We start from the raw sequence: 26,583 nt of genomic DNA on the forward strand, positions 1-26,583 counted from the left end.
TCTTAGCGGCCGAACGCCGAGCGCAGCAGGAGGCGCTGGGCCTCGACGGGGCTCGCGCGCGGCGCGGGCGGGGGCAGGTCGTCGCTGATCAGCCGGTCGAGGTGCAGGATGCGGGCGTGCAGGCGCATGGAATGCGCGACGAGCTCCTTGAGGCGCTCGGGCAGCAGGTCCGTGTCGAAGGGCGAGCCCGTCGCGTCCGAGGCCGCGAGCCGCACCCGGTTCTTCTCGGCGAGCGCTTGATCGGGGGAGATCTCCCCCTCCGCCACGGCGCGCTGGACGAGAAGCCAGGAGGCGATCTGCATCAGGCGGGTGGTGAGGCGCATGCTCTCGCTGGCATAGGAGAGCGCGCCCTGCCGCGGCAGGTCCCTCGCCTCCTCCCGCCCGGCCCCGTCGAGATAGGCTGCCGTGTCCTCCACGAGCGCCATGCCCTCGCGAAACAGGGCCCGGAACCCGTCGGAGGCCACGAAGGTGCGGCCGAAGGGCACCGGATCGCCCTCTTCGCGGAAGGTGATGTCGAGATCGTTCATGGGCCGCCTCCTGACGCTGCTCGGGTCCGCCCCGTCCCGATGCGGGACCGCGGGGCGCTTCAGCCATCCTTCACGCAACATTAACGCCGTCAGCGTCGAAGCGCTTGCGAAAGGGAATTTTAACCTTAACGCCCGCCTTCACCATGCCGCGATTGCGTGCCAGAGGCCGGGGGTCGCATCGATCGGGAGGTTTCCATGGCGTTGGATTTCGGCACCGAGGATCGTCCACGGCCCAAGCTCGCCCACGAGATCGGCCAGGAGCTGAGCCTCCTCTCCGTTCACGAGCTGGACGAGCGCATGGCCGCGCTCCAGGCCGAGATCGAGCGTCTCCAGGCCGCCAAGGAGGCCAAGGAGGCCTCGCGCCAGGCGGCCGATTCGTTCTTCAAGAGCTGAAGGCCCCTACCCGCCCCGCAGCATGCCCTCGACGACGGCGCGCGCGGCCTCCGGGATCGGGGTCGGGCGGCGGGTCGCCGCGTCCATGACGACGCAGACCCCCTCCGAGGTCGCGGCGAGCGTACCCCCGCCGAACAAGGCCTGCTCGACGCTCATCGAGGTCCGCCCCACCCGCGACAGCCAGGTCGCGGTGCGCACCGTGCCGGGATAGAACAGCTCCGCCTTGAACTCGATGGAGAGCCGCACGATCACGAAGTAGTGCCCCTCCGGCATCAGGGGCACGAGGCGGGTCTGGAACAGGTTCACCCGGCCCGATTCGCACAGGACCGAATAGGTCGAGTTGTTGATGTGGCCGTTGGCGTCCGTGTCGCCGTAGCGCAGCACGTCCTCGGTCCAGACGACCCTCTGATCGGCCTCGAGCGCGGATTGGTCGATCATGCCTGGGCCGCCCTCGCCTTGTCGCGGATCGCGGTGAGCGTGGTGGTGGGGGTGATGGTCTCGGGGTCGATGAGGCAGTGCAGGATGGCGGGCTTGCCCGACGCCAGGGCCCGCTCCAGGGCCGGCGCGAACTCCTCCGTGCGCTCCACCCGCTCGCCATGGCCGCCGAAGGCGCGGGCATAGGCCGCGAAATCGGGGTTCTTGAGGGCCGTCGCCGAGACGCGGCCGGGATAAGCGCGCTCCTGGTGCATGCGGATCGTGCCGTACATGCCGTTGTCGAGGAGCACGACGAGAACCGGCAGGTCGTATTGGACGGCGGTGGCGAATTCCTGCCCGTTCATGAGGAAGTCGCCGTCACCGGCGAACACCACGACCGTGCTCTCCGGCCGGATCCGCTTGGCGCCGATGGCGGCCGGCACGCCGTAGCCCATCGACCCGGAGGTCGGGGCGAGCTGGGTGCCGTAATGCCGGAAGGGCCAGAAGCGGTGGATCCAGGTGGCGAAGTTACCCGCCCCGTTGCACAGGATCGCGTCGGAGGGGAGCGTCTCGCGCAGATGCGCCATGACCTGCCCCATCTGGAGGGCGCCGGGGGTGCGGATCCGGGTGGGATCGCTCCAGGCCCGGTAGCTCTCGTGCGCCGCGCGGGTGCCCCCCGCCCAGGGGAGCTCGGCCGGAGGCTGGACGCCCTCCAGGGCCGCCGTGAAGGCGTTCGGGGCGGCGTTGATCGGCAGATGCGCCCGGTAGACCCGGCCGAGCTCGTCCGGGTCGGGATGGACGTGGACCAGGGTCTGGCGCGGGGCCGGGATGCCGAGAAGCTCGTAGCCCTGCGAGGGCACCTCGGAGAGGCGTCCGCCCACGAGGAGGACGAGGTCCGATTCCTCGACGAGCTTCAGGATCGCCGGGTTGACCCCAAGCCCCAGGTCGCCCGCGTAGCACCGGTGGTCGTGGGAGAAGAGCATCTGGCGGCGGAACGAGCACAGGACGGGCAGCTCGAAGCGCTCGGCGAAGCGCGTGAAGCGCTCGACCGCGCGCGGCGACCAGCGGCTGCCGCCGAGCACCGCCACGGGCCGGCGGGCGCCCCAGAGCAGCTTCTGTAGCTCCGCCATCTGGGTGAGGCCCGGATGGGTCTCGACGGGGGCGAAGGGCGGCGCGTCCTCGGCCACCGCCATCTCGACGAGCATGTCCTCGGGCAGCGCGATCACCACGGGACCCGGGCGCCCCGACGTCGCCACCTGGAAGGCGCGCGACACGATCTCGGGGATGCGGGCGGGATCGTCGATCTCCGTGGCCCACTTGGCGATGGAGCCGAACACGGCCCGGTAGTCGAGCTCCTGGAAGGCCTCGCGCTCGCGGGCGCCCCGCTCGATCTGGCCCACGAACAGGATCATCGGCGTGGAATCCTGGCGGGCGATGTGGACCCCGGGCGAGGCGTTGGTGGCGCCGGGCCCCCGGGTCACGAAGCAGATGCCGGGCCGCCCGGTGAGCTTGCCCGCCGCCTCCGCCATCATGGCGGCGCCCCCCTCCTGCCGGCACACGGTGACCGCGATCGCGGCGTCGTGCAGGGCGTCAAGCACGGCGAGGAAGCTCTCGCCGGGCACGCAGAACAGGTGGTCCGCGCCGTGCCGCACGAGCTGGTCGACGAGGATCTGGCCGCCGGTACGGGCATGGGAGGACATGGGGGGCGCTCGCGGGCTGACACGAAGGGGCATTCGCCCCCTGGTTAGCCCCGCCACGCGGGGCTGTCATCACCCGCGACGCTCTCGGGTCTCCCCCCTCATGCTGAGGAGCGCTCGTAGAGCGCGTCTCGAAGCACGCACCACGCGCGTGAGCCGGAGGGATTCCCCCGGAGCGCCCTTCGAGGCTCGCGCCGCGGAGCCTGCCCCCGCGAGGGCGGGGGACGAGGGTTACGCAGCAAAGAACGGCTCTGCTCCAAGCCTCCCCCGTCCGCAGCGCCTCACTTCAGCTCCTCGATGGCGTCCACCTTGTTGGGATAGAACGCCAGGTGGTCCTTGATCCGCGCCACCCCGGGCAACGGGGTCTCGTAGGACCAGGCGACGTCGGGCGTCTCGATGCCGTGGGCCATGACCCCGAAATAGGACGCGTCGCCCTTGTGGGGGCAGCGCGTGGTGCGCTCCGTGCGCTCGAAGAAGTCCATGTGGACGTCCTCGCGGGGGATGTAGAGCACCGGCGGGTAGGACGCCTCCTTCAGCGACAGGGCGCGGGTGGTCTCGGCGACGATGGCGCCGCCCACGAGCACGCGCACCCGGTTCGGGTTGTCGGTGATCGTGATGGGGTGGTCGGACGCGGGCTCGGTCATGGCAGGTCTCCTCAACCCCTCAATTCGCGGCGCGGCTTATCGTTCTCCCGGCTCGACGGCGCCCCCGGGGCCGTGCTCGACCACCTTCAGGGCGTCGGCGAGGCGCGCCTTGGCGGAGCCCGGGCGCAGGGGCTGCTGCTGGCTCTCGTGGGGCGACCAGCCGGACAGCCAGACGAGCTCGAAGGTGGCGCGGACCCGCCCGTCCGGATCGGCGAAGCGCTCGGCGTAGATCTGGAGCGCCCGCAGGAGCGTCGCGCGGCGCAGGGGCGCCCGGCGGCGCTCGACGAGGGCGCTGGTGAGCCCCATGGCGCGCAGGTCGCGCAGGAGCCCGAGGGGATCGGCGTAGCGCACCACCACGGAATCGACGTCGGTGACGGGGAGCGCGAAGCCCGCGCGCTGGAGGAGCGCGCCGAGATCGCGCACCTCGGCGAAGGGCGCCACGCGCGGGCTCACCCCGCCCTCCAGCTCGGCCTCAGCCTGGGTGAAGGACTGGCGCAGCTCGGTGAGCGTCGCGCCGCCGAACAGGCAAGCGAGGAAGAACCCGTCGGGCTTGAGCGCCCGCCGGATCTGGAAGAGGCAGCCCGGGAGATCGTTGACGCTCTGGAGCGCCAGCAGCGAGACGGCGAGCGCGAAGGCGTTCGCGGGCACAGGCAGCGCCTCCTCGTCGGCGACCGCCGTGAGCGGGCCGGCCTCGGGGGTGGGGGCAAGCCGCAGCACCGCCCCCGCCCGGCCGCTCGCGCGCAGGCGCTCGGCAAGGAGCGGGGTCGGCGTGCCGACGTCGAGGGCCAGCGGGAACTCGCGCAGGACGGCCGCCAGCCGGTCCTCCATGTCGTCCGCCGCGCGGGCGAGCAGGAACTCGGCGAAGCCGCCCGCCCGCGCCCGGGCGAGGCGGCGGCGGGCGAGCGGGCGATCGAAGACGAGGGGAGCGCTCATGGGAGCGATATGGCGCCTCAGATGAGCAGCGCCAAGGCGGCGCGTCGGATCGCCTCCTGCCCCTAGCGTGCAGCGCTCAGTTCACGGTGCAGAAGCCCGCGCCCTTGCCGACGACCCGCTCGGCCGGGCAGCCGGGGTTCGCTTCCCGCTCGGCGGGCCTAAAGGTCGCGACGGCCGCAGGCGGCTCGGGGGCCGTCGCAGGCGCGGCGACGGGCGGGGGCGCGGCCGGCGCCGGGGCGGGACGCTCGCCGCGAGGGGCGACGAAAGCGACCGGGCCACCGGCGCGGGGCGTGGCGACGGGCTTCACGGCCGGAACTGAGGAGAACGAGATGCCGCGGCGGCGCGCCTCGGCGGGTGTGACGGCGAGCGCCGTCAGCGTGACGGCGGCGAGCATGACGGCGATGCGCATCGGGACCTCCCCTCGATGCGCAACCTTAAGCCCGCGTGGGTTTCCGTGCGGTTGCCAAGAACGCTGAACGAGCGCTTGCCGGGATCGGCGCAATGCGTCCGGTTGAACTTTCGGGCGTTCGCGGTCATGTGAGAGGCTATCCCCGGCACCGTCCCGCCGCCCCGCCCTGCAATCGAGCCGCCATGACCGCCCCTGCCCCAGACCAGGCCGCCGATCCGGTCGCCCGCCGCCGGACCTTCGCGATCATCTCGCACCCGGACGCCGGCAAGACCACGCTGACCGAGAAGCTCCTCCTGTTCGGGGGCGCGATCCAGCTCGCGGGCGAGGTCAAGGCGAAGAAGAACCGGCAATCGACCCGCTCCGACTGGATGGGGATCGAGAAGGAACGCGGCATCTCCGTCGTCACCTCGGTCATGACGTTCGAGTACGCCGACCGGGTGTTCAACCTCCTCGACACGCCGGGCCACGAGGACTTCTCGGAGGACACGTACCGGACGCTGACCGCGGTGGATTCCGCCGTGATGGTGATCGACGCGGCGAAGGGCATCGAGGCGCGCACGCGCAAGCTCTTCGAGGTCTGCCGCATGCGCGACATCCCCATCGTCACCTTCATCAACAAGATGGACCGGGAGACGCGGGACCCCTTCGACCTCCTAGACGAGATCGAGAAGACGCTCGCCCTCGACACCGCCCCCGTGACCTGGCCCATTGGCCGGGGCCGCTCGTTCGCGGGCACCTTCGATCTTCGCCGCAACCTCGTGCGCCGCCTCGACGACGAGGTCACGCCGACCCCCGTCAACGGGCCGCAGAGCGCGCTGTTCGACCAGCTCCTGCCCGCCGACGAGGTGGGGCCCTGGCGCGAGGAGGTCGAGCTCGCCATGGACGCGTGCAAGCCCTTCGATCTCCAGTCCTTCCGCGAGGGCCACCTCACGCCGGTGTTCTTCGGCAGCGCCTTGCGCAATTTCGGGGTGCGCGACCTCATCGACGCGCTCGCCGCCAACGCGCCGCCGCCCCGCTCCCAGGACGCCGACCGGCGCACCGTGGTGGCGAACGAGAACCGGATGACGGGCTTCGTCTTCAAGATCCAGGCCAACATGGACCCGAACCATCGGGACCGGATGGCCTTCATCCGGGTCTGCTCCGGCAAGCTCACCCGCGGCATGAAGGCCAAGCTCGTGCGCACGGGCAAGAGCATCCCCATCAACACGCCGCAATTCTTCTTCGCCCAGGACCGCTCCATCGCCGACGAGGCCTGGGCCGGCGACGTGGTGGGGCTGCCCAACCACGGGACGCTTCGCATCGGCGACACGCTCACCGAGGGCGAGGACCTCGTGTTCCGCGGCGTGCCGAGCTTCGCCCCCGAGATCCTGCGCCGCATCAAGCTCACCGACGCCATGAAGGCCAAGAAGCTGCGCGAGGCGCTCCAGCAGATGGCGGAGGAGGGCGTGGTCCAGCTCTTCGTGCCCCAGGACGGCTCGGCGGCGATCGTCGGCGTGGTCGGGGCGCTGCAGCTCGACGTGCTGAAGGAACGGCTCCTGGCGGAATACGGCCTGCCGATCGACTACGACACCACGCGCTTCTCGGTCTGCCGCTGGGTCGAGGCTGCGGATTCCCGCGAGCTCGACCGCTTCGTGAGCGCCAACCTGTCCTCCATGGCCTCCGACCTCGACGGCGCCCCCGTCTTCATGGCGCCCTCGCCGTTCTCGCTGAAATACGACCAGGAACGCTGGCCCGACATCAGGTTCAGCGACGTGAAGGACTACCAGAAGCGCGAGGCGGCGTAGAGCATGTCACCTCTCCCCGCGTGTGGGGAGAGGGCCGAAGCCCCCCTCGCCGGGGGCTGAGGCAAGGGCGGCAGCCCGGGGGTGAGGGGGCCTGGACGGACGAGCTCCATCCTGAAACACCCCCTCACCCTCGCTCACTGCGTTCGCTTGCTCCGGCTGCCGGTCCGCAGCCGGAGCCCTCTCCCCGCCCGCGGGGAGAGGTGACCGCAGCCTCACCGCCGCGCCATCGCGCCCGTCAGCCGGTCGATCTCCGCCACGATCGTGTCCACCGCCGTCCAGTGGGGCATGTGGCCCATACCGGGGATCACCACGAGGCGGGCGCCGGGGATCTCGCGTTCGAGGGAGCGGGAGTGGAGGTCGGTCCAGACGATCCGGTCGGCGTCGCCGGCGATGATGGCGGTCGGCGCCTTGATCGCGCCGTAGCGGCCGCTCTGGCGCTTCACGAAATCGTAGAGGCCGGCCACGTCGCCGGCATTGGCCTCGAAGGCGGACGGGCGCAGCACCAGGGCGGCCTGGGCGCGCTTCACGTAGTCGGGCGGCGCGGCCTGGGGCCGGAACACGGCGTTCGCCGCCCCGTCGATGATGAAGGCACCGATCGGCGTCGTGACGGTGCGGGTGAACAGCGGGCCGAGCCAGGGCGAGGTCGCCGGGCCGTAATACCAGGTGATCTCGCCGCCGGGCCAGGGGTGGCTCACGGGCGAGAGCAGCACGAGGCCCGAGAGCGCGTCCGGATGGTCGAGGGCGAAAGCGGTTGCGACGGCGCCGGCGAAGGAATGCCCCACCACGATCGGGCGCTCGACGCCCATCGCCCGCAAGCCCTCGCGGACGAGGCGCGCCTGCACGGCGGGCGAGGCGGCCTCGGGCGTGATGCGGTCGCTCCAGCCGTGGCCCGGGCGATCGAAGGCCAGCACCCTGTAGCGCTCGGCAAGCCGCCGCCCCAGCGCGCCCATGGAATCGGACGCCGAGCCCGAGGCACCGTGCAGGAGCACGATCGGAGGCGCGTCGGGGGCGCCCGCCTCGATCACGTGGAGGCGCCCGCCCGGGATCTCGACGAAGCGCCCGAGAGGCGGATTGTCGGCCGCCACGCGCGCCGCGATGACGCGGGTCGCGACCGCGCCCGCGAGCAGCACGGCCACGACGAGGCAGACGAGGCCGAGCAGGCCCCACTTCACGAAGCCCATCAAAGATCGACGCCGTCCACGTCGGGCTTGAGCCGATCGATGAGGTCCTTCAGCTTTTCCATGTGGGGATGGATGGCGAAGGCGCGCCGATAGGCCTCGAGCGCGCGCTTCTTGTCGTCGTTGGCCATGAGGATGTGGCCGAGGCCCGCCAAGGCGCCGAAATGGCGGGGCTCGCGGGCGATGGCCTGCTGGAGGTCCGACATGGCGCGGACGGGATCGTCGAGGAGGTAGAACGCGGTGGCGCGCCGGTGCCAGGCCTCGGCCCAGGCGGGTCGAAGGGTCAGCACCCGGTCGAGGAGCTCGATGGCGAGGCCGTATTCCTTGTCGCGGAACGCCTCGCCGGCGCGGCTCATCAGCAGGTCGGCCGTGTCGCTGCCCGAGCGCGACCAGCGCCGCTCGATCAGGGTCGCGATGCCCTGCGCCTCACCCTCGTCCTTGGCGGCGGACAGGCGCTCGAACAGGCTCTCGAGGGTGTTGGGGCGCGTCTTCTCGTCGGGCTTCGCGGCGGGCGCGGGCAGGCGGTCGGGCGCCTTGGGCAGCGCGGGCCCGCTCTGGGCGTGCGCGGCGGGGCCCGCGAAGAGGGCTGCCGCGAGGGCAGCAGGCAGCATGAAACGGCGCATGCCGGATCGTGTCCCGATCCGGCATGCGCCGTCAACCTGCCATCGGTCCGACAAAGAGCCGCGGGAACAAAGCCCGCCGCGGCTCCCGCGCCTCAGCCCTGGCGGGCCTTGTAGCGCTTCTGGACCTTGTTGATAATGTAGATGCGGCCCTTGCGGCGCACGATCTGGTTGTCGCGGTGGCGGCCCGCGAGGCTCTTGAGCGAATTGCGGATCTTCATCGGTCGGTCTCCTGGGCGGTCGACGGGGACCGGCCCGATGCGAACATCAAAAGGGCTCTTCCCCGGTTCCCTCGCGGGACCGGGTCGATGCGGCGCAGCGCGAACCCGTGTGGGCTGTCAGATACGGAAATCGGCGCAAAATGCAAGTGGCTTCTCCCCTCTCCCCTCGCGGAGACGGGGAGGCCTCACGCGCGCCTTGCGGTCGAGACCAGGTAGACCCCCGCCAGCACCACCGCGCCCCCGAGGAGCTCGCGGGGGCCGATATGCTCGCCGAGGAACGCCATGGCGAGCAGCGTCGCGGCGACGGGGGTGAGATAGCCCACCATCGCGGCGCGGGTGGGCCCGGCGGCACGGATGAGGCGCATGAAGAGCACGATGGGGAGCGCCGTGCCGAGGATGCCGAGCGCCAGGACGGGCAGCGCGACGCCTCCGGCAGGCGCGAAGCCGGCGGGGCCAATGAGCGTGAGCGCGATGGCGATCGCTGGCATCGCCGAGAACAGCTGCTGGCCGAAGGCGAGGCGGGCGGGCTGGGCCTCGCGGATGAAGCGGACATAGACGTTGCCCACCGCGTAGGACACGGCGGTCGCCACCATCGCCATGACGCCCCAGAACGCCGCGCCGGCCGGGTCGAAGGCCCGCGGGCCGATGAGGATGCCCATGCCGAGGAAGCCCACGAGCACGCCCCCGACGCGCGCCCGCGTCAGCCGCTCGTCGGCGAAGGCGAGATGGGAGAGGACCGCGACGAGGATCGGCCCGGAGGCCTGGATCATGGAGCCGAGCCCCGCCGTGATCTGGGTCATGGCGAAGGCGGTGAGGATGTTGGGCCCCCAGCCGTTGAGGGTGCCGAGCACCGCCCAGTGCCGCCACTCGGCTCCTTTCGGCCGCATGGACCAGCCCTGCGACACGAACCAGACTGAGAGCGCGAGCGCCGCGACCGCGCCCCGGCAGGCGGCGAGCACCGGGGGCGCCAGCGCGCCGTCCGTGAGCTTGATGAAGAGGAACCCTGAGCCCCAGAAGAGCCCGGCGCCGAGCAGGTGCGCGGCAAGGAAGGTACGCGAAGGGCCCATTCAGAACCCGGCGAGCAGGTCGACGAGCACGGGGATCAGGGGCTCGTCGGCGGGCGGCATGGGATAGTCGGCGAGGGCCGCCGGGCGCACCCATTTCAGCGCCTGGTGCTCGCGCGGTTGCACGAGCCCCTCCCAGCGCCGGCAGACATAGAGCGGCATCAGGAGGTGGAAATCGTCGTAAGCATGGCTCGCGAAGGTGAGCGGCGCGAGGCAGGCGGCCTTGGTCTCGATGCCGAGCTCCTCGCGCAGCTCCCGGATCAGGGTCTCCTCCGGCCGCTCGCCCGGCTCGACCTTGCCGCCGGGGAACTCCCACAGGCCCGCAAGCTGCTTGCCTTCGGGACGCTGCGCGATGAGCACGCGCCCGTCCGCGTCGACGAGGGCGACGGCGACGACGAGGAGGAGCCTCATGGCCCTGTCTCCTCTCCCCGCCATGCGGGGAGAGGGCCGAAAGCCCCCTTGCCGGGGCTTGAGGCGAGCGCGGCAGCGCAAGGGGGCGGCTCAGGGAGAAGCTCGTCCGGACAGACCCCCTCACCTCCGCTGCGGCTGACGCCTCCGCTCGCTCGTGCGGAAGGTGCCTTCCGCACGAGCCCTCTCCCCGCCCGGCGGGGAGAGGCGAAGACGCGCGCCGTCACGACCGATAATCCCCGTTGATCTCGACGTAAGCCTTGGTGAGATCGCAGGTCCACACCCGCGCCGCCCCCTGGCCGAGCCCGATGTCGACCGCGATGTCGATGGCCTCGTTCCGCATGTAGGCGGAGGTCTCGGCCTCGTCATAGGCCGGGTCGCGCGCTCCCTGGGTCGCGACGCGGATGCCGCCGAAGGAGATGGCGAGGCGGTCGCGGTCCGCGGGCTCGCCGGCCTTGCCCACGGCCATGACGATGCGGCCCCAATTGGCGTCCTCGCCCGCCACCGCCGTCTTCACCAGGGGCGAGTTGGCGATCGACATCGCGATGCGGTGGGCGGAGGCGTCGTCGACGGCGCCCGTGACGCGGATGGTGACGATCTTGCGCGCGCCCTCGCCGTCGCGGGCGACGAGTTGGGCGAGCTCCTCGAGAAGATCGGTGAGCGCCGCCGAGAAGGGGGCGGCGCGCTCGTCGTCGGCATTCGCGACGAAGGGCGCGCCGTTCATGGCCGCCGCGCCCGTGGCGAACATCATCAGGGTGTCGGAGGTGGAGGTGTCGCCGTCCACGGTCACGCAGTTGAAGCTCGTGCGCACGCCGGCCTGGAGCATGGCCTGGAGGGCGGGAGCGCCGATCGGCGCGTCCGTGAAGACGAAGGCGAGCATGGTGGCCATATCGGGGGCGATCATGCCGGCGCCCTTGGCGATGCCGTTGATCGTGACCGGCACGCCGCCGAGCATCACCCGCCGGGTCGCTAGCTTCGGGAAGGTGTCCGTGGTCATGATGGCGCGGGCGGCGTCCATCCAGGTGCCGGCGCCCGCCCCCTCGTCGCAGGCCGCGAGCACGCCCTCGAACTTCGTCGCGTCGAGAGGCTCGCCGATGACGCCCGTGGAGGCGATGAACACCTGGCCCGGCTCGCAGCCCGCGGCCCGCCCGGCGATCTCGGCGGTGAGCCGCACGGATTCCCGGCCCTTCAGCCCCGTGAAGGCGTTGGCGTTGCCGGAATTGACCACGAGCGCCCGCGCGGTGCCGGCCTTGAGGTTCTCGCGGCACCAGTCCACGGGGGCGGAGGGGCACTTGGAGCGGGTGAACACGCCCGCCACCGCCGCGCCCTGGTCCATGGCGACATAGAGGACGTCGGTGCGCCCCTTGTAGCGAATGCCGGCCTGCGCCGTGGCGAGCCGCACGCCGCCGATGGCGGGCATGTCGGGATGGTGCTTGGGCGCGAGGGGCGAGACGGTGGTCGACATGGATGACGGCTTTCGAGAACGCCGCGACGTGGCGGCGGGACGCCCGTCTTGTCAAGCGCCCGCGGGCGCGAGCCCCCCTCGCGGGCGGGCAATCGCCGCACCCCGGCCCAAGCGCGGCCTTCGGAACGGCGCTCCGGGAAGGGACGTTGGCCCGGAAGAAACAGGAGGCCTGCATGAGCAACAAGCATCCCAAGACCCAGCCGAGCCAGCGCCCGCGCAACGACAACGTGACCGATCCGGGCATCGGCCGGTCGAAGGGCTTCTTCGCCCGCTCGGGCGAGGATCCCCGCATCCTGGACGGCGCCTCGACCTTCGAGGGCGACACGGAGAACCAGGTCAGCGACACCACCGGCACGGCCAATCCCGACCGCATGCCGCGGCACAACAAGTAAGCTCGGACGGCGCAGCCTAGGGCCGCGCGGACGCCGCGCCGCCCTACGGCACCTTGATCACGTTCTGGAGCGCCGAGGTGTCCTCGAGGGGGCGCAAGCGCCGCTTGCGGGCGGCGATGAGGGCGCCGTTGAGCTCGCCGCCGAAGAGGAAGATGGCGGCGAGCGTGTAGAGGAAGACGAGCGCGATCATCGCGGTCGCAAGGCCGCCATAGGTCGAGGCGTAGGCGCCCGGATATTGCTCCAGGTACCAGCCGAAGCCCACCCCGCCGAGGATCCACAGGAACAGGGTGAGCCCGATCCCCGGCAGCACCCGGCGCAACGAGCGCCGCCCCGCCGCGATGAGCGTATGGGCCAGCACGAGGGCGATGACGATGAGCACCGTCGCGACCCCGATCCGCGCGAAGCCCACGATCCACCCTAAGGGCTCCAGGCCCGGCAGCCAGTAGAGCGCCGTGCGCCAGGCTACGGGAAAGAGCACCACGAGGAGGGTGAAGGAGAGCATCACCACCGCCCCGAAGACCACGAAGGCGATCGATTCCAGCCGCACCGCCCACCAGGCCCGCTCCTCGCGCTCGCCATAGGCGCGGTTGAGGCCGACCCGCAGCGATTCGACGCCGCTGGAGGCGAAGTACAGGGCGAGCACTAGGCCCACCGTGAAGATGTCGCTGCGCCGGCCCGTCAGGATGTGGTGGACCTCCTGCGCGATGGGCTCCGCGACGCTCTGGGGCCAGGCCTCCAGGATGATGTCGGCGGCCTCGTCCGCGAGGGTGCCGGTGCCGAAGAAGCTCGCCACCGCCGTGAGCAGGATCAGGAACGGGAACATCGACATCAGCGTGGAGAGCGCGATGTGGCTCGCGATCGCCCAGCCGTCATGCAGCAGGAACCGCTGATACGTGACGATCGCGAGGTTGATGCTGCTGCGCAGGCGTCTCAAAGGGATCTCCCGTCTCAGCCGAAATGGCCGGTTGCGGGGGTTTCGGCAAGGGAGCAGAGCGGCGCAGCTGCGAAAGGCATCGGCGCTTCACGCGGGCGCCGTTCTCCCATACATGCGGGCCATGGCACTCCCACCGCTCCTCACCCTCCAGGACGTCGCCCTCACCTTCGGCGGCACGCCCCTCCTCGTCGGCGCCTCCCTCTCGGTCGGCCCGGGCGAGCGGGTCTGCCTCGTCGGGCGCAACGGCTCGGGCAAATCGACGCTGCTGAAGGTCGCGGCGGGCTTCGTCGAGCCCGACCGCGGCGTCCGGTTCGTCCAGCCCGGCGCCACGGTGCGCTACCTGCCCCAGGAGCCCGACTTCGAGGGCTTCGCCACCACGCTGGCCTATGTCGAGGCGGGCCTCGGCCCCGGCGACGACGAGTACCGGGCGCGCTATCTCCTCAACGAGCTGGGGCTCACGGGCGAGGAGAGCACGGCGGCCCTGTCGGGGGGCGAGGCGAGGCGCGCGGCGCTCGCCCGCACCCTCGCCCCCGCTCCCGACATCCTCCTCCTCGACGAGCCCACGAACCACCTCGACCTGCCCGCCATCGAATGGCTGGAGGCGGAGCTGAAGGGCCTGCGCACGGCCCTCGTCATCATCAGCCACGACCGGCGCTTCCTGGAGAACCTGTCGCGGGCGACCGTGTGGCTCGACCGGGGGTTGACGCGCCGGCTGGAGCGGGGCTTCGAGGCCTTCGAGGAGTGGCGCGACGCCACCCTCGCCGAGGAGGAGCGCGACCGGCAGAAGCTCGCCCGCAAGATCGCGGACGAGGAGCACTGGATGCGCTACGGCGTGACGGCCCGGCGCAAGCGCAACCAGCGCCGGGTGTCGGAGCTCGCGGACCTGCGCACCACCCTGCGCGAGGCCCGGCGCGCGCAAGGCTCGGTCGCCATGACGCTCGCCGACGGCGAGACCTCGGGCAAGCTCGTGATGGAGGCGGAGCGGGCCTCCAAGGCCTATGACGGCCGCCCGATCGTGCGCGATTTCTCGATCCGCATCGCGCGGGGCGACCGGGTCGGGGTGGTGGGCTCCAACGGCGCCGGCAAGACCACGCTCCTCAACATGCTGACCGGCGCGCTGCCCCCGGACGAGGGGCGGGTGCGCCAGGGCGCCGGCATCGAGATGGTCACCCTCGACCAGCGCCGCGAGACCCTCGACCCGGCCTGGACGGTGGCGGAGGCGCTGACGGGCGGGCGTGGCGACACGGTGATGGTGGCGGGCACCCCGAAGCACGTCATCGGCTACATGAAGGATTTCCTCTTCGCCCCCGAGCAGGCCCGCACCCCCGTGGGCGTGCTCTCAGGGGGGGAGCGGGCACGGCTGATGCTGGCGCGGGCGCTCGCCCGGCCCTCCAACCTCATGGTTCTCGACGAGCCCACCAACGACCTCGACCTCGAGACCCTCGACCTGCTGCAGGAGACCCTGGCGGATTATGCCGGCACCGTGCTCCTGGTGAGCCACGACCGCGACTTCCTCGACCGGATCGTGGGCTCCGTGATCGTGGCGGAGGGCGACGGGCGCTGGGTCGAGTATGCGGGGGGCTACTCGGACATGGTCGCGCAGCGCGGCTCGGGGATCGCGGCGCGGGCCGCCCCCGCCGCCCCCGCCCGCCGGTCCGACGAGCCCAAGGCCGCGCCTCAGCCGCGCCCGCCGCAGAAGCGGCGGCTCTCCGCGAACGAGACGCATGCGCTCAAAACGCTCCCGAAGCGCATGGCCGAGCTGGAGACCCGGATCGCGGAGCTCCAGCGGCGCCTCGACGACGCCACCCTCTACGCCCGCGACCCGGCGGGCTTTGCCAAGGTCACGGACGCGATCACCGCGGCCCAGACCGAGCTCAACGCCGCCGAGGAGCGCTGGCTGGAGCTGGAGATCTTGCGCGAGGAGATCGGCGGTTGAGCCGGGCGCCCGTCAGTCGCCGATCGCCACGCCCTCCCGGCGGCTGTCGGCGCCGCCCACGAGGCCCTGCGGGGTGACCACGATGGCCTGGATGCCGGAGGTCATCTCGACGAGGCGCACCTCGTGACCCTTGGCCTCCAGCGCCGCCTTCCAGGCCTCGGCCTCCGTGCCCCGCTCCAGCTCGGTGGGGCCGTTGCGGCTGCCCATGTTGGGCAGGTCCACGGCCACCTGCGGGTCGAGGCGCCAGTCGAGGAGGCCGATCAGGGTCTTGGCCACGAAGTTGATGATCTGGCTGCCGCCGGGCGATCCCGTCACGACGTAGAGGCGGTCGAAGGCGTCGAAGACGATGGTGGGCGCCATGGAGGAGCGCGGGCGCTTGCCGGGCTCGACGCGGTTCGCCACGGGCCGCCCGTCCTCCGTCGGCGCGAAGTTAAAGTCGGTGAGCTCGTTGTTGAGCATGAAGCCGCCCCGGGTCATCACCCGCGAGCCGAACCCGTCCTCGATGGTGGTGGTCATCGAGACCGCGTTGCCGGCGCCGTCGATGATCGAGATGTGGCTCGTCCCGAACTCGACGCCCTCGCCGGGCGCGAGAAGCCAGCCGCGTTTCTGCGGCGGCTCGCCGGCCTTGGCGCGGCCCATGGAGCGCTCCGGGTCGACGAGGCGGGCGCGCTCGGCGAGATAATCGCGGTCGACGAGCCCCGGCAGCGGCACGGGGACGAAGGCCGGGTCGCCGAGATAGAGGGCGCGGTCGGCATAGGCCAGGCGTCCGGCCTCGGACATGAGATGGGCGGCCTGCGCGCCCGGCCCGATCCGGGCGAGGTCGTGCGGCTCCAAGATGCCGAGGATCTGCTGCACGGCGACGGCGCCGGAGCTCGGCGGGCCCATGCCGCAGACGCGGTAGACCCGGTAGCGGCCGCAGACGGGCGCCCGCTCCTCGACCCGGTAGGCCCGCAGGTCCTCCGCCGTCATGTCGCCGGGATTCGTCGGGTGGCTCCGCACCACGTCGAGGATGTCGGCCGCGATCTCGCCCTCGTAGAAGGCGCCCGCACCGCGCTCGGCGAGGGTCCGCAGGGTGCGGGCGAAGGCGGGGTTGGCGAGGCGCTCGCCCGCGGCCTTCGGCGTGCCGTCCTCGCGGTAGAAATAGGCCTTGGCGCGGGGATCGTCGGCGAGCGCCTTCTCCCCGGCGACGAGCCCGGCGAGGCGCGGCGAGATCACGAAGCCCTCCTCCGAGAGCCGGATCGCGGGACCGAAGACCTCGGCCCAGGGCAGGCGCCCCCAGCGCTTGTGCGCCTCCTCCAGGAGGCGCGGGGTGCCGGGCACGCCCACCGAGCGCCCGCCCACCACGGCGTCGGCGAAGCGCATGGGCTTGCCGTCGGGGCCGATGAACCGCTCCGGCGTCGCCGCCATGGGCGCCGTCTCGCGCCCGTCGAGGGTCACGAGGGCGTTCGTCGCCCGGTCGAAATGCATCAGGAAGGCGCCGCCGCCGAGCCCCGAGCTTTGCGGCTCCACGAGGTTGAGCACGAGCTGCACGGCGATCGCCGCGTCCACCGCGCTGCCGCCTTTGGCGAGCATCTCGCGCCCGGCCGCCGCCGCGAGCGGGTTCGCCGCGGCCGCCATGTAGCGCGCGGCGGTGCCGGCCGCCTTCTGCGCCGCCCGCCCCGTGGCGGCCTCCGGCGCGGCACTGGTCTGGGCCCGCAGCGGCGCCGCGGCGAGAAGCGTGAGGGCGGCGAGGCCGCAGAGCGCGAGGGGACGCCGAAGGGTCATGGATGGGGTCTCCGTGGAGGGCACAGACTGCCCCCGCGGCAGCCCCGCGCCAAGCGGAAAGCCTGGCCGGCCCCATCGATCCTCCGCCCTTCCCCCGATCTGGCCTTCGCCCGGCGCCTCTGCTACATCGCGCCCCAGCATCCCACGAGGCCAAAGCCATGCAGCCCTTCACCGTCCTCACCGGCGTCGCCGCGCCGCTCCGGATCGTCAATGTCGACACCGACATGATCATCCCGAAGCAGTACCTGAAGACGATCAAGCGCACGGGCCTGGGCACCGGCCTCTTCGCCGAGATGCGCTACCGCGAGGACGGCTCGGAGAACCCCGACTTCGTCCTCAACAAGCCCGCCTACCGCAACGCGCAGATCCTCGTGGCGGGGGACAATTTCGGCTGCGGCTCGTCGCGCGAGCACGCGCCCTGGGCGCTCCTCGATTTCGGCATCCGCTGCGTCATCGCTACGAGCTTCGCCGACATCTTCTATAACAACTGCTTCAAGAACGGCATCCTGCCCATCGTCGTCTCGCCCGAGGACATCGAGAAGCTGTTCGACGACGCCGAGCGCGGCTCCAACGCCACCGTGACCGTGGACCTGGAAGCCTGCGAGATCCGCGGCCCCGACGGCGGCTCGATCAAGTTCGAGCTCGACGCCTTCCGCCGCCACTGCCTCCTCAACGGCCTCGACGACATCGGTCTGACCCTAGAGAAGGCCCCCGCCATCGCCGCCTTCGAGGACCGGCTGGCGCAGCGCCCCTGGGCGTAATCGTCACGGCGCCCATACTCCCGTCCCGCCACGCTGATGTGAGCGTCTCTTTCAAGAATACGTGCGGCCCAATTCAACGTCTCAGACGAGCAGCATGCGGTGGAGGCGATTTTTATTTCTCAATCTCTTTATAGTATCGAACATCACGTCGCCGAAATCTGACATGTTGCTTTCTCGCGAGCCGAGGAGGTCGGGCACCAGGTCGCAACGGTGCGACACCACGTCTTCTCGTGAAGTCGGCCTGGATTTCGGGCGAAGCATCGAGCACGGCTTGGGACCGGGATGTTCCGAGCCCCTGGCGAGAATGGGCTTCAGGTGCCGGGGCGCCGTCGACACACGCGCCCTGTCGGACTGCAGACCTCCGGTCGCCTCGCGCTGCCAATCCAAGCCACCAGGATGGCACTCGTAGAAGTCCGTTCAGGAGCTTGGCAGCGATCGAGCGTGGCGGGCGATTGGTGCCTTCGAGCCCGAGCGCTCGTTGGCGTCTACGAGCACCGCGGATCAACCGCGTGGACCTCGCCCGCTGGGGCAGCGTCGTGGTCCAAGCGGCGACCCTAGGCCTTAGCAGGCTGCCGCCCGTGACCCATGGGTACCGACCCGTCCGGTTGCGACGCAATCGCTGCGACGGGCTCGACGAGCCTCAGCGACCGGTGCCAGTCGTCGATCGCCGTGTACGCCTGCAGGAAGCGCATCGTGAGTGGGTCGGCCATCGCGGCGGCGAGGACGTTGGGCGAGGCCTCGACCGCCTCAACAAGCCGTCCGCCGAGGTGCGTCTCCTCGAAGAAGAACGAGGGCGGCACGCCGAGCGCTTGCCCGATCCGGTGAAGCCGGCTCGCCCCGATCTTGTCGATGCCCTGCCCATACCTCCGCACCTGCTGGAGCGTCAGACCGGCGGCGGCCCCGAGCCGCTCCTGGCTGAGACCCTGCGCGAGCCGCTTCATCCGTATCCGGCTCCCGACAGACCGGGTGACGGCGTTGCCCGCCGGTCTCATCGCGTCTGCCACGGCGACTCCTCCTCATGCTGATTACCGTCCGAGACGTTACCGTGGTCCCATGTCGTGCGCGCCGCCAGCCGTGGCCGGACCGGCACAACCACAGGCAAGGAGGAGGGACAGCGCCCATGGCCAACGACGCCGACTTCGCCTAGGTCCGCACCGCGTCCGACCTGATGGAGCCCCTCCACCGCTTCCAGACCGGGGACGAGCTGCGCGACGCCCTGCTCGGCTTCCTGCGCGGCTTCGGCGTGAGCCACTTCACGTTGACGCAGCTGCCCCAGCCCCGCGAGCGGCTCGGGCCCCACATGACCCTGGCGCACTGGCCGCAGGCCTGGCTCGCCGATTACGACCGCAACCGCTACGAACGCCGGGCCGGCCGGCTGCCGGAGGTGGCGCATGGCCTCCACGGCTGAAGCGGCGTTCGACGCGGGCGAGGAGCTCGCCCGCATGCTGCAGGCGTTCGGGCGCGACTTGGACCCGGTAGCCCGGTCCAAGGTGCTGGCGTTCCTCCACCTTCTGCGCGGCCCCCATGCCGTCGATACTCACTTTGCCATCGGCGAGGACGGGGCGGTCACGCTCGTGATCGTGGGCCAGGGCGAGGCCGGCGACCCGGTCGCGCTGCTGCTCTCATAGGGCGCCCGGGTCCGACGAACGTCCCGGAGCGGCCAAAGGCGACCACTGGCTCCTGAGCCTTGCGCTTTTTGGATTCCAGATCGACCGCGGGCTGGAAGCGTCCGGCCCGCGGTCGATGGCGCATCAGATCACGAAGAAGTCAGCGTTCGTCATCGCCAACCCTGTGCTCAGCGTCCCGAACCGGATGGCCGCCGCAGCTCCCGTTCCGTCGGAGTCGTAGAGCAGCGCCCCGGTGCTCGCATTGTAGATGATCCGGTCGCTCGCATCCTGGGCCGCGCTCCCGATCACGAAGGCGGCGGCGGTCAGTGTTCCGGCGGTCAGCACCGTGAACACCGCGTCGTCGAGGTGGATCACGTCGTCGGGCACGGAGAAGTCCGTGATCTGGTCCACGTTCGTGGTCGCGTTCAGGGCGGTGTCGAAGACGAAGGTATCCTGGCCGGTACCGCCGATGAGGATGTCGTTCCCGAGCTTGCCGGCTAGTACTGAGGTCCGAGACCGTGAAGGTCTTGCTGCCGTCCGCAAGCGTCGTGCGCGTCTCCGACTGATCGGTGATGCCGTCGCCCGTCGCGTCGCGCTGGATCGTCACCGTGGCGCGGTCGGCGCTCGTCTGGGTCACGGTGCGGTCGAGGAGGCGGCCCGCGGCGGTGGTGTTGGAGAGCGTCTCGGTCTCGCTGCCGTTGGCGTTGACCACGGTGACCCGGGTCTGCACCGCGTCGACCACGCCGTCGCCGTCCGTGTCCTCCTTGAGCGTGACCGTGCGGCCGTCGCCGGAGGTGGTGCCCGCGATCTCGCCGGCCCGCGAGCCGTCGGGGTTGCGCATGGTGTTCGTGACGGTGGTGGAGCCGTCCGCGTTGTGGGTGACCGTCTGGGCCACCGCGTAGCCCTCCGTGTCGTAGCGGAACTCGGCGTCCGCCACGGCTCCCGTGCTGCCGTCGTAGCGGGTGAAGGTGGTCTGGCCGAGGATGCGGCTGCCGTCGGGCAGGACGATGTACGTCTCGTCGGCCGTGAGGTCGATCGACTGGATGTCGAGCTCGCTGAGAGACATCAGCGTGGTGGTGCCGTCGGCGTTGGTCACCATCACCTTGAACATCGACCAGCGCTCGTCGCCGTCGTCGAGCAGGCCATTGTCGTTGGTGTCGAACACGTTCTGGAGCGCCTGCAGGTCGCCGCCCGCCGTCACGTCCCAGTCGTCGAGCACCACCTCCCGGCGCTCGGTGATCTGGCCGTCGCCGTCCGCGTCGATGACGAGGACGCCGTTGCCCACCCCCGCCCAGGCGGTGCGATGCTGGTAGCCGTCGCCGGCCATGTCGTAGAACTGGTTCGACGAGGTGAGGGGGTTGATGCGGATGCCCTTGCCCGTCAGGTCGAGGACGATGGGCTGGTTGCCCTGGTCGGAGCCGCCCGCTGTCGCGGCGCCGCCCATGTCGCCGCCGCCATAGCCCGTGCCGTCCTGGCTGCCGCCGCCGCCGTAATTGCCGTTGGCGTCGGTGCCGCCGTAGCCGCCATAGCCGCCCACGCCGCCGCTATCGTAGCCGCCGGCGCTGGATCCGTCATAGCTGTAGCCCGAATAGCTGTACCCATCGTAGCTATAGCCGGTGTAGCTGTACGCGTCGTAGCTGTAGCCGACATAGCCGTAATCGTAGACCCCGTAGTCGACCACCCCGTAGTCGACGACGCCGTAGTCGACGACCCCGTAATCGACCACCCCATAATCGACGACGCCGTACTCGACCGTCTCCACCACGGTGTCCACGAAGCCGATCTCGACCGCCTCCTCCACCGTCTCGACGACCGTGTCCACGTAGCCGACCTGGACCGCCTCCTCGACCCCGATCTCGACGGTGCCGTACTCCGCCGGCATGCCGAGGAAGTCCGCCGCGAGGGCGGCGTTGTTGTAGCCGAGCGTGGCGCCCGCCGCGAAGGCGGCGGCGGAGGTCGAGTCGGGGTTCGCCATGAGGGCGCCGGCGTTCAGGTCGCCATAGGCCAGGGCGCCCTGCATCACCGATTCGACCTGCGCGTCGATGGCGTCGGCCGTCGCGAAGTCGCCCGCCGCGATCGCGGCGTCGCGGGCGGCCGCGAGGCCGTCGAGGTTGCTGCCGAAAGTGGACGAAGCCGCGAGGCTGCCGCTATAGGAGGCGGCGGCGGCGGCCTCGGGGCCGAACTGGGCCGTGATGCCGTCATAGGCGGTGGCGTTGAAGCGGTCGTCGCCGAGCAGGGAGACGAAGCCGTAATAGTCGTCGATGGAATCGTTGTGGACGCGGATGCCGCCGGCCACGTAGGTGTGCAGGCCCTCGACCTCGAAATTGTAGGTGCGCCAGCCGCGCCGGATCTCGGGGCTCAGCGCCGCGCCGCCTTGGGTGGCGTAGGCCACCTCCTCGGCTTCCTCGTAGAGGTGGCGGGTGGCCTCGGAATAGACGACGCGCTCGGCCGTGACGGCCACGAGGGCGCCGTTCTCGTCGACGATGCGGCCGCCGCGCGCCAGGATGCTCTCGATGGCCTCGAAGGTGCCGTGCTCGGTGAGGAAACGGTGGCCCGGGGTGACGGTAAGGCCGCAGGAGAGCACGAGCCATTCGGTCGTGATGTTGCGGAACAGGCGCGTCACGCGGGACGCCGACAGCTGACCGCGCCCATTACGGTCATTCGAACTGAAGGCGAGAATGGTATCTGATACAGCTACATCCGTTATGCGGCGCAGAGAGCCATCAGCGAGAGTGACTTTTGTATCAGCCGAGAAGCATAACCCGGATTTTTGAGAATTCGGCGACGTCTTGCCGACGTAGCCGAGCAAAAATCCCCCTACTACTCCGCCAATTATGCCGCCAGCAGTTGCACCTATAGGTCCGCCGAGCGCACCTATAGTTGCTCCGATTCGTGCTCCTGTGAGCACGGAATATCCGATAACAACAGCGTCGAGTGTAGTTTCTTTGGCTTTAGTGAAATCTCCCCTTAGAGCCTCGCCAGCTGCTCTGCCGAAATCGTCCGGACCCATATCGCTAGCTCCTATCTGGAATTGTTGGTCGTCAGCCCCGCTTCGAATTGATTATCTTTGATGCGCCGTATGCAACAAAAGCCACAATAGTGAAGTTGACATAGATGTATTTCGGATCCATCAGATCTTCACCTAGATAAAAATAAGCCAACAGTGATGCCGTAAGTATGAAAACGGCTAAAATCATCAGTTCATTGTCAAATTTACTTACGCGGACGTAGAACGCTATGTTAATAATACTGCCTATAATGAGATAAAACAGAATTGCTTTCATAGTGTTCTGTCCCATTTTTGCCCCGCGCCGACGTCGGAAGGTTGGTCCGGCGCATTGAGTCGCACCTTACAGACACCGGAGTGTCGAAAGTTGACACCACCTGCCTCACAAAAAATTACGGGATCGTCACCGGGCCTAGTCTCGCTCGCAGCTGCGATTTCCGCTCTGCGTATCGCTGAAACGCCTGCATCCTCTGGTGCAGCACATCACACGACTCAACACCATGTGCCTCACGGGAAACTCACAGGACTCTCACGGGATTCTCTTGGCCCGCCGGCAACCGTATCGGATACGCCCAACCGGGAGCGCGAGCCCACGCCTCGCTGCGTGAGTCGGAGATTTCGCCCCGATTACGTTAGAGAAACGGCGCGCACCAGCAAATCACGGGCGGATTCATGTCAAAAGAGCCAAGGTTAGTGGCGCCCAGCCTGGCTCCACGGACCGCCAAGCCCGCTCGCGACACAATGCTAAGCTTGCGTTGCACCGCTCCGTCGCTCCGGGCGGCGGCAGCGCGACCGAAGCGTTTCTGTCGCCCGGAAACGGCAACCTTTGGCTAACCTCAAGTCGATGTTAGTAAAGACCCCAGCTCGATCTGCGCCGGCCTGACCCTGCCGTGAGCCGGATCGATATCGGCTTCCGGAGGAACAGACAAAATCCTCTTCACGCCCACACAACATGAGCTAGGTCGCCGGAGAGGGGGTCACAAGCCTCCGAGCCAGCCGAGCGTCGTGCGCTAGGCTCCTTGCGCGCAAGCCGAAGCGCCCGGCCCGAGGCGCCGATATAAAACAGCGCGGCAATGAACGGAGGCACGGGAAAGTACAGGGGCGAGATCGCCGACAGAACGAGCAACATCTCGCACACTACAACGCCTGCGCACACGATCTCCGCCAGCCGATCCGTCGAGGTCCGCGCGCCACGTGGTACGCGCAGCCGCACCGGCGGCTGCGAGCCCCGGGCTACGAGGAACATCGCGAGCCAAGCGACCGGCCCGGTGATCAAGACGGTGACCGTCATCAGGCCGATCGGCAGGCCGATGCTGTCAGCCCAGGTCGGATAGCTGAACCGAGCCTGGTTCTCCGAAAACCACAGGACGGAAATCGGGATGGGCGCGGCGAGCACGCTAGCGGTCAAGGCCAGGAGCCCGTGCACGGTGCGAGGCGTCGTGATCGCGCCGAAGGCTTGGGGCGTCGGAGCCCGGAAAAGAAGGGCGGCCACGAGGATCGTCGCGGCGAGCGCGATCAGCGTCCGGCCCAAATCGTGAATCGGCCACTTGTTGGTTCTCAGGCGATCCATCTCGGCATGCCACTCCGCCGAGAACCGGTCGAGGTCGGTCCGGGCCCCCGGTCGCTCGACGTTTTGGAGTTCGGCTGCTCGGGTCGGATCCGTGTACTCGGGCATCCGAGCAGCCATCCCGAGCAGGACGGCCCCGGCGAGCGTGAGCAGGAGGCAGGCCACGACGAGCGCTCTTGCCCGCCGGAGGAAGGCTAACAATCCCATCGGCTAACTCCGCCTGTTGAGCTCGGGCACGGCCTATTGGCGTCCTAACCTTATTCGATCATGAGGAGTCCGTTGAAAGACGCCATCCTATGATCAACCATCACAAAAACAGCACTCAATTCTCACCACAATCGAACGAACGAGCAGAAGGCTATCATTTCGCCGGCTGAGCAGCGCTCCCCGACGGAATAGAAGCGCATGGGTAGTGGGCGTTTGATATTGGTCGCTCGTCTTGCCCTGACCAGTCGGCCCATGCATGTTCGATTTATTGCTAAGCTTGCCAAGCATCCCCCGATCGCTTCGGGCGATGCTACCTCGATCGAAGCGTTACTTTCGCAGGCAGGCGGCAACATCCCGCTAAACTAAAGTCGATTTAAGGTAAAAACCCACGCGCGGCCCGCTCCGGCCTGACCCTGCCGTGCGCCGGATCGATATCGGCTTCGGGAGGGGCAGAAAAAATCCTCTTCACGCCCGCGTTTATGCATTGACGGTTCGCCCGATCTGGTTGCAGTCTCTGTCTGCAACCAAGAAGATCATGTGGGGGCCTTCTCCAATATCTGGACGGGCCATGTTCGAAGCCAATTTGTTCGGCGTTGCTTCCTTTTCCGCGAACGGTGTCCTGCTCAGGACCAATCTCGGCCGCTCCGGCCGCCTCCTGGCCTGCTATCTCCTCACCTTCATCGGCCGGGCGCACCGGCGCGAGCGCCTCGCCGCCCTGTTCTGGCCCGACCTCGACGAGGCGGGGGCCCGCGCGGCCCTCAACACCACCCTGTGGCGCGTGCGCCGGATGCTCGACGGCGCGCATCCCGGGGCCGGGCGGCTGCTCGCCTCCTTCGACGGCAGCGTCGCCCTCGAGCGCGACGCGGCGATCCGCGTCGACGCCCACGCCCTCCAGGACGCAGCCGTCGTCATGCGCGACCTCGCCCGCGACGGCGCCCTCGGCGAGACGGACGAGCGCCGCCTCGTCGAGGCCCTCGACCTTTATGCCGGCCCCTTCCTCGACGGGGAGGACGACGACTGGGCGGTGCGCGAGCGCGAGCGGCTCGGCGTCCTCGTCGCGGCGGCCGGCGTCGGGCTCATGCAGGCGGCGGCGCGGCGCGGCAGCGACACCCGCGCGCTCCGCTTCGGCCGCCAGGTCCTCGCCGTCGACCCCCTGCACGAGGCCGCGCAGCACGACGTGATGCTCCTGCTCGTGCTCACGGGGCAGCGGCCCGAGGCGCTCCAGTCCTACCGCCGCTTCGAGGTGCGCCTGCGCGAGGACCTCGCCGTCGCCCCCGCCCCCGACACCCGCCGCCTCTACGACGACATCGCCTCGGACGCGGTGCGCGGCATGAGCCCCGCGACGCTGCGCGCCCGCATCGGCACGAGCAAGGCCGGCTGAGGGGCGCGCTGCCCCGCGGCGAAGCCCGTTCCTGGCGAGTCTCCAGGTTTTCAGGATGGCGCGCCAAGCCTCGGTGTCCCTGGTGCTCCGACCGTGCTCCTTCACCCTGCCTCGACCGGTTGCCATGAGATGACGGCGCCCGTTGTTGCTCGGGTGATCGTCCGCAACCGGGCCGGCTGAGGCCGGTGCGCTCTTTGACATCGCGGAAGCTGGAACAACGCAGGCGCTTGCCGGAGGAGCATTCCCCGCACATGCGCGATGAAGCGATCACGCAGGTGAGGAGCGCCAGGATCCGGGCGGCACCGCCGACCCGAGGGCCATCCATCGTCCTCGCTTGCGCCATCGCGGATGGTTGCGTTCCTGCGGCTTGCCGGATCATCGGTCCTTTGGACAGCCTGTCGCCTACGGGACCAGCGCAAAGTCCACGCCGTCTGCGGCCGGCCCAAGCCTATGGGCTGCGACGCCCTGTTCTCGTCGCGACGGATGTTTCGTGATCGTGGGCTGGGCAGCCGGGGCTTGCGCGCACCGGTGCGCGTTCACATCACGGAGGTCAGGCAATGTGCTTGGTTGGACACAGCCACCCCAAGCACATTGAGGTTGGTCCGTCGCAGACGCGGCGGATCGTTGCCCTCTCGGCGGAGGGCGCGATCTCGGCTGCCATGCAGCTCCGGCACACTATGATGGCGACGACAACCCAGAGGGGAGCCAATGATCGACAGTCGCCGTCCGGGCACCGAGGCCGCGATCGCGCATGGCTGCTTCGCCCATTCTCTGCCCGGGCGCCCGGCCGAGGCGTGGGAGCGGCTTGGCGCGCACGCACACGCCGTCGCCCGCTCGGCCGGGCGTTTCGCGGAGGCCTTCGGCTGGCGTGGGGCAGCCGAGGCGGCCGGTCTCCTGCACGACATCGGCAAATGCTCCGCGGCTTTCCAGGCATACATTCGCGACGCGGCCGGCGCGGCACGCGGGCCCGATCACTCGACGGCTGGCGCTCTCGAAGCTCTGGCCGCCTACCCGGGCCCGATCGGCCGGATCATCGCGGCGATCGTCGCAGGCCACCATGCGGGCCTCGCCGATGGAACCGACCTGGAGACCCGCCTCGCGCAAGCCGACATCCGGTCTATGCGGGCTGGCGCGAGATCATCGGCCCCCTCCCCGCCGCGGCGGAGCTGGGCTGGGCCTGCCTGAAGCGACCAAGCCCCGAGCGCGGCTTCTCCGAGGCGTTCCTGATCCGCATGCTTTTCTCCTGCCTCGTCGATGCCGACTTCCTCGA

At 69.9% G+C, this 26,583-nt stretch carries 26 protein-coding genes and 1 pseudogene; 9 read left to right on the forward strand and 18 right to left on the reverse strand.

Annotation, left to right across the window (positions count from 1 at the left end; translation table 11 throughout):
• Positions 1 to 2 precede the first annotated feature (2 nt).
• Complete coding sequence (gene rcdA, locus F0L46_RS04330) at positions 3 to 527, reverse strand: protease adaptor protein RcdA (RefSeq protein ID WP_149815809.1); 525 nt, start codon at positions 525 to 527, stop codon at positions 3 to 5.
• A 195-nt stretch (positions 528 to 722) separates the two neighbouring features.
• Between rcdA and F0L46_RS04335 the strand changes: the two genes are divergently transcribed.
• Complete coding sequence (locus F0L46_RS04335) at positions 723 to 920, forward strand: DUF1192 domain-containing protein (RefSeq protein WP_149815810.1); 198 nt, start codon at positions 723 to 725, stop codon at positions 918 to 920.
• A 6-nt stretch (positions 921 to 926) separates the two neighbouring features.
• Here the strand turns inward: F0L46_RS04335 and F0L46_RS04340 are convergent, their stop codons facing one another.
• From F0L46_RS04340 to F0L46_RS04360, 5 genes are all read right to left on the reverse strand, one after another.
• Positions 927 to 1,358, reverse strand: coding sequence for an acyl-CoA thioesterase (locus tag F0L46_RS04340; protein ID WP_149815811.1), 432 nt, complete (start codon positions 1,356 to 1,358; stop codon positions 927 to 929).
• Positions 1,355 to 3,034, reverse strand: coding sequence for a thiamine pyrophosphate-binding protein (locus tag F0L46_RS04345; protein WP_149815812.1), 1,680 nt, complete (start codon positions 3,032 to 3,034; stop codon positions 1,355 to 1,357). Before F0L46_RS04345 ends, F0L46_RS04340 begins: the two co-directional genes overlap by 4 nt.
• A 278-nt stretch (positions 3,035 to 3,312) precedes the next feature.
• Entirely contained in the window at positions 3,313 to 3,675 is a 363-nt protein-coding gene (locus F0L46_RS04350) for a DUF427 domain-containing protein (RefSeq protein ID WP_149815813.1), read from the reverse strand.
• 36 nt (positions 3,676 to 3,711) lie between these two features.
• Positions 3,712 to 4,608 carry a methyltransferase domain-containing protein gene (locus F0L46_RS04355; RefSeq protein WP_149815814.1) on the reverse strand — a complete coding sequence of 299 codons (897 nt, stop codon included), beginning with the start codon at positions 4,606 to 4,608 and terminating at the stop codon, positions 3,712 to 3,714.
• A 76-nt stretch (positions 4,609 to 4,684) separates the two neighbouring features.
• Entirely contained in the window at positions 4,685 to 5,017 is a 333-nt protein-coding gene (locus tag F0L46_RS04360) for a hypothetical protein (protein ID WP_149815815.1), read from the reverse strand.
• A 182-nt stretch (positions 5,018 to 5,199) separates the two neighbouring features.
• On the opposite strand from F0L46_RS04360, the gene F0L46_RS04365 reads away from it, so the two are divergent.
• On the forward strand, positions 5,200 to 6,801 hold the full coding sequence (locus F0L46_RS04365) for a peptide chain release factor 3 (protein ID WP_149815816.1): 1,602 nt from the start codon (positions 5,200 to 5,202) through the stop codon (positions 6,799 to 6,801).
• A 212-nt stretch (positions 6,802 to 7,013) separates the two neighbouring features.
• On the opposite strand, the gene F0L46_RS04370 is transcribed toward F0L46_RS04365, so the two are convergent.
• The 6 genes from F0L46_RS04370 to argJ all read right to left on the reverse strand — a co-directional run bounded on the left by F0L46_RS04370 (position 7,014) and on the right by argJ (position 11,757).
• The gene (locus F0L46_RS04370) at positions 7,014 to 7,982 is read right to left on the reverse strand and encodes an alpha/beta fold hydrolase (RefSeq protein ID WP_149815817.1); all 969 of its coding nucleotides are present in this window, start codon (positions 7,980 to 7,982) and stop codon (positions 7,014 to 7,016) included.
• Positions 7,982 to 8,602, reverse strand: a complete 621-nt coding sequence (locus F0L46_RS04375) for a tetratricopeptide repeat protein (RefSeq protein WP_149815818.1) — start codon at positions 8,600 to 8,602, stop codon at positions 7,982 to 7,984. The genes F0L46_RS04370 and F0L46_RS04375 overlap by 1 nt, the downstream gene beginning before the upstream one ends.
• Before the next feature lie 92 nt (positions 8,603 to 8,694).
• Positions 8,695 to 8,820, reverse strand: a complete 126-nt coding sequence (gene ykgO / locus F0L46_RS04380) for a type B 50S ribosomal protein L36 (RefSeq protein WP_149815819.1) — start codon at positions 8,818 to 8,820, stop codon at positions 8,695 to 8,697.
• Positions 8,821 to 9,005: 185 nt separating this feature from the next.
• Positions 9,006 to 9,887 (reverse strand): DMT family transporter, encoded by an 882-nt coding sequence (locus F0L46_RS04385; RefSeq protein ID WP_149815820.1) that lies wholly within the window; start codon positions 9,885 to 9,887, stop codon positions 9,006 to 9,008.
• Positions 9,888 to 10,295 carry a (deoxy)nucleoside triphosphate pyrophosphohydrolase gene (locus tag F0L46_RS04390; RefSeq protein WP_149815821.1) on the reverse strand — a complete coding sequence of 136 codons (408 nt, stop codon included), beginning with the start codon at positions 10,293 to 10,295 and terminating at the stop codon, positions 9,888 to 9,890. It abuts the gene before it with no gap.
• 220 nt (positions 10,296 to 10,515) lie between these two features.
• Positions 10,516 to 11,757, reverse strand: a complete 1,242-nt coding sequence (gene argJ / locus F0L46_RS04395) for a bifunctional glutamate N-acetyltransferase/amino-acid acetyltransferase ArgJ (protein WP_149815822.1) — start codon at positions 11,755 to 11,757, stop codon at positions 10,516 to 10,518.
• 173 nt (positions 11,758 to 11,930) lie between these two features.
• Between argJ and F0L46_RS04400 the strand changes: the two genes are divergently transcribed.
• Positions 11,931 to 12,149, forward strand: a complete 219-nt coding sequence (locus tag F0L46_RS04400) for a hypothetical protein (RefSeq protein ID WP_149815823.1) — start codon at positions 11,931 to 11,933, stop codon at positions 12,147 to 12,149.
• Between the two features lie 43 nt (positions 12,150 to 12,192).
• On the opposite strand, the gene F0L46_RS04405 is transcribed toward F0L46_RS04400, so the two are convergent.
• A complete protein-coding gene (locus F0L46_RS04405) occupies positions 12,193 to 13,083 on the reverse strand; it encodes a YihY/virulence factor BrkB family protein (RefSeq protein WP_149815824.1) in 891 nt (296 codons plus the stop codon).
• Positions 13,084 to 13,204: 121 nt separating this feature from the next.
• Here F0L46_RS04405 and F0L46_RS04410 point away from each other — a divergent pair, with 121 nt between their 5' ends.
• Positions 13,205 to 15,019, forward strand: a complete 1,815-nt coding sequence (locus F0L46_RS04410) for an ABC-F family ATP-binding cassette domain-containing protein (protein ID WP_149815825.1) — start codon at positions 13,205 to 13,207, stop codon at positions 15,017 to 15,019.
• Positions 15,020 to 15,031: 12 nt separating this feature from the next.
• Here the strand turns inward: F0L46_RS04410 and ggt are convergent, their stop codons facing one another.
• On the reverse strand, positions 15,032 to 16,783 hold the full coding sequence (gene ggt / locus F0L46_RS04415; protein ID WP_149815826.1) for a gamma-glutamyltransferase: 1,752 nt from the start codon (positions 16,781 to 16,783) through the stop codon (positions 15,032 to 15,034).
• A gap of 158 nt (positions 16,784 to 16,941) precedes the next feature.
• Between ggt and leuD the strand changes: the two genes are divergently transcribed.
• A complete protein-coding gene (leuD, locus tag F0L46_RS04420; RefSeq protein WP_149815827.1) occupies positions 16,942 to 17,544 on the forward strand; it encodes a 3-isopropylmalate dehydratase small subunit in 603 nt (200 codons plus the stop codon).
• 554 nt (positions 17,545 to 18,098) lie between these two features.
• Here leuD and F0L46_RS04425 read toward each other — a convergent pair.
• On the reverse strand, positions 18,099 to 18,485 hold the full coding sequence (locus tag F0L46_RS04425; protein WP_188311849.1) for a helix-turn-helix domain-containing protein: 387 nt from the start codon (positions 18,483 to 18,485) through the stop codon (positions 18,099 to 18,101).
• Positions 18,486 to 18,712: 227 nt separating this feature from the next.
• Between F0L46_RS04425 and F0L46_RS04430 the strand changes: the two genes are divergently transcribed.
• A complete protein-coding gene (locus F0L46_RS04430) occupies positions 18,713 to 18,952 on the forward strand; it encodes an autoinducer binding domain-containing protein (RefSeq protein WP_149815829.1) in 240 nt (79 codons plus the stop codon).
• Positions 18,936 to 19,172, forward strand: coding sequence for a hypothetical protein (locus F0L46_RS04435; RefSeq protein WP_149815830.1), 237 nt, complete (start codon positions 18,936 to 18,938; stop codon positions 19,170 to 19,172). The genes F0L46_RS04430 and F0L46_RS04435 overlap by 17 nt, the downstream gene beginning before the upstream one ends.
• A gap of 123 nt (positions 19,173 to 19,295) precedes the next feature.
• On the opposite strand, the gene F0L46_RS27570 is transcribed toward F0L46_RS04435, so the two are convergent.
• From F0L46_RS27570 to F0L46_RS04445, 3 genes and pseudogenes are all read right to left on the reverse strand, one after another.
• Positions 19,296 to 19,694 carry a M10 family metallopeptidase C-terminal domain-containing protein gene (locus F0L46_RS27570; RefSeq protein WP_438646660.1) on the reverse strand — a complete coding sequence of 133 codons (399 nt, stop codon included), beginning with the start codon at positions 19,692 to 19,694 and terminating at the stop codon, positions 19,296 to 19,298.
• Positions 19,695 to 20,082: 388 nt separating this feature from the next.
• Positions 20,083 to 22,161, reverse strand: a pseudogene (locus F0L46_RS27630) (Hint domain-containing protein); the annotation flags it as partial.
• 934 nt (positions 22,162 to 23,095) lie between these two features.
• A complete protein-coding gene (locus F0L46_RS04445; RefSeq protein WP_149815832.1) occupies positions 23,096 to 23,932 on the reverse strand; it encodes a hypothetical protein in 837 nt (278 codons plus the stop codon).
• A gap of 568 nt (positions 23,933 to 24,500) precedes the next feature.
• Between F0L46_RS04445 and F0L46_RS04450 the strand changes: the two genes are divergently transcribed.
• Both F0L46_RS04450 and F0L46_RS26550 read left to right on the forward strand, forming a co-directional pair.
• Positions 24,501 to 25,313, forward strand: a complete 813-nt coding sequence (locus F0L46_RS04450) for an AfsR/SARP family transcriptional regulator (RefSeq protein ID WP_149815833.1) — start codon at positions 24,501 to 24,503, stop codon at positions 25,311 to 25,313.
• 708 nt (positions 25,314 to 26,021) lie between these two features.
• Complete coding sequence (locus tag F0L46_RS26550) at positions 26,022 to 26,498, forward strand: CRISPR-associated endonuclease Cas3'' (RefSeq protein WP_210247599.1); 477 nt, start codon at positions 26,022 to 26,024, stop codon at positions 26,496 to 26,498.
• Positions 26,499 to 26,583 lie beyond the last annotated feature (85 nt).

This window comes from Salinarimonas soli, assembly GCF_008386575.1.
Lineage (GTDB): Bacteria > Pseudomonadota > Alphaproteobacteria > Rhizobiales > Beijerinckiaceae > Salinarimonas_A > Salinarimonas_A soli.

Coding starts and splice junctions, on each gene's coding strand:
- F0L46_RS04445 (WP_149815832.1), bottom strand. CDS start 23,932: ATGGGATTGTTAGCCTTCCTCCGGCGGGCAAGAGCGCTCGTCGTGGCC.
- F0L46_RS04370 (WP_149815817.1), bottom strand. CDS start 7,982: ATGGGCTTCGTGAAGTGGGGCCTGCTCGGCCTCGTCTGCCTCGTCGTG.
- argJ (WP_149815822.1), bottom strand. CDS start 11,757: ATGTCGACCACCGTCTCGCCCCTCGCGCCCAAGCACCATCCCGACATG.
- F0L46_RS04335 (WP_149815810.1), top strand. CDS start 723: ATGGCGTTGGATTTCGGCACCGAGGATCGTCCACGGCCCAAGCTCGCC.
- F0L46_RS04360 (WP_149815815.1), bottom strand. CDS start 5,017: ATGCGCATCGCCGTCATGCTCGCCGCCGTCACGCTGACGGCGCTCGCC.
- F0L46_RS04390 (WP_149815821.1), bottom strand. CDS start 10,295: ATGAGGCTCCTCCTCGTCGTCGCCGTCGCCCTCGTCGACGCGGACGGG.
- F0L46_RS04340 (WP_149815811.1), bottom strand. CDS start 1,358: ATGATCGACCAATCCGCGCTCGAGGCCGATCAGAGGGTCGTCTGGACC.
- F0L46_RS04375 (WP_149815818.1), bottom strand. CDS start 8,602: ATGCGCCGTTTCATGCTGCCTGCTGCCCTCGCGGCAGCCCTCTTCGCG.
- F0L46_RS04385 (WP_149815820.1), bottom strand. CDS start 9,887: ATGGGCCCTTCGCGTACCTTCCTTGCCGCGCACCTGCTCGGCGCCGGG.
- F0L46_RS04425 (WP_188311849.1), bottom strand. CDS start 18,485: ATGAAGCGGCTCGCGCAGGGTCTCAGCCAGGAGCGGCTCGGGGCCGCC.
- ykgO (WP_149815819.1), bottom strand. CDS start 8,820: ATGAAGATCCGCAATTCGCTCAAGAGCCTCGCGGGCCGCCACCGCGAC.
- F0L46_RS26550 (WP_210247599.1), top strand. CDS start 26,022: ATGATCGACAGTCGCCGTCCGGGCACCGAGGCCGCGATCGCGCATGGC.
- rcdA (WP_149815809.1), bottom strand. CDS start 527: ATGAACGATCTCGACATCACCTTCCGCGAAGAGGGCGATCCGGTGCCC.
- F0L46_RS04365 (WP_149815816.1), top strand. CDS start 5,200: ATGACCGCCCCTGCCCCAGACCAGGCCGCCGATCCGGTCGCCCGCCGC.
- F0L46_RS04355 (WP_149815814.1), bottom strand. CDS start 4,608: ATGAGCGCTCCCCTCGTCTTCGATCGCCCGCTCGCCCGCCGCCGCCTC.
- F0L46_RS04435 (WP_149815830.1), top strand. CDS start 18,936: ATGGCCTCCACGGCTGAAGCGGCGTTCGACGCGGGCGAGGAGCTCGCC.
- F0L46_RS04430 (WP_149815829.1), top strand. CDS start 18,713: ATGGAGCCCCTCCACCGCTTCCAGACCGGGGACGAGCTGCGCGACGCC.
- F0L46_RS04410 (WP_149815825.1), top strand. CDS start 13,205: ATGGCACTCCCACCGCTCCTCACCCTCCAGGACGTCGCCCTCACCTTC.
- F0L46_RS04400 (WP_149815823.1), top strand. CDS start 11,931: ATGAGCAACAAGCATCCCAAGACCCAGCCGAGCCAGCGCCCGCGCAAC.
- F0L46_RS04350 (WP_149815813.1), bottom strand. CDS start 3,675: ATGACCGAGCCCGCGTCCGACCACCCCATCACGATCACCGACAACCCG.
- leuD (WP_149815827.1), top strand. CDS start 16,942: ATGCAGCCCTTCACCGTCCTCACCGGCGTCGCCGCGCCGCTCCGGATC.
- F0L46_RS04450 (WP_149815833.1), top strand. CDS start 24,501: ATGTTCGAAGCCAATTTGTTCGGCGTTGCTTCCTTTTCCGCGAACGGT.
- F0L46_RS04345 (WP_149815812.1), bottom strand. CDS start 3,034: ATGTCCTCCCATGCCCGTACCGGCGGCCAGATCCTCGTCGACCAGCTC.
- ggt (WP_149815826.1), bottom strand. CDS start 16,783: ATGACCCTTCGGCGTCCCCTCGCGCTCTGCGGCCTCGCCGCCCTCACG.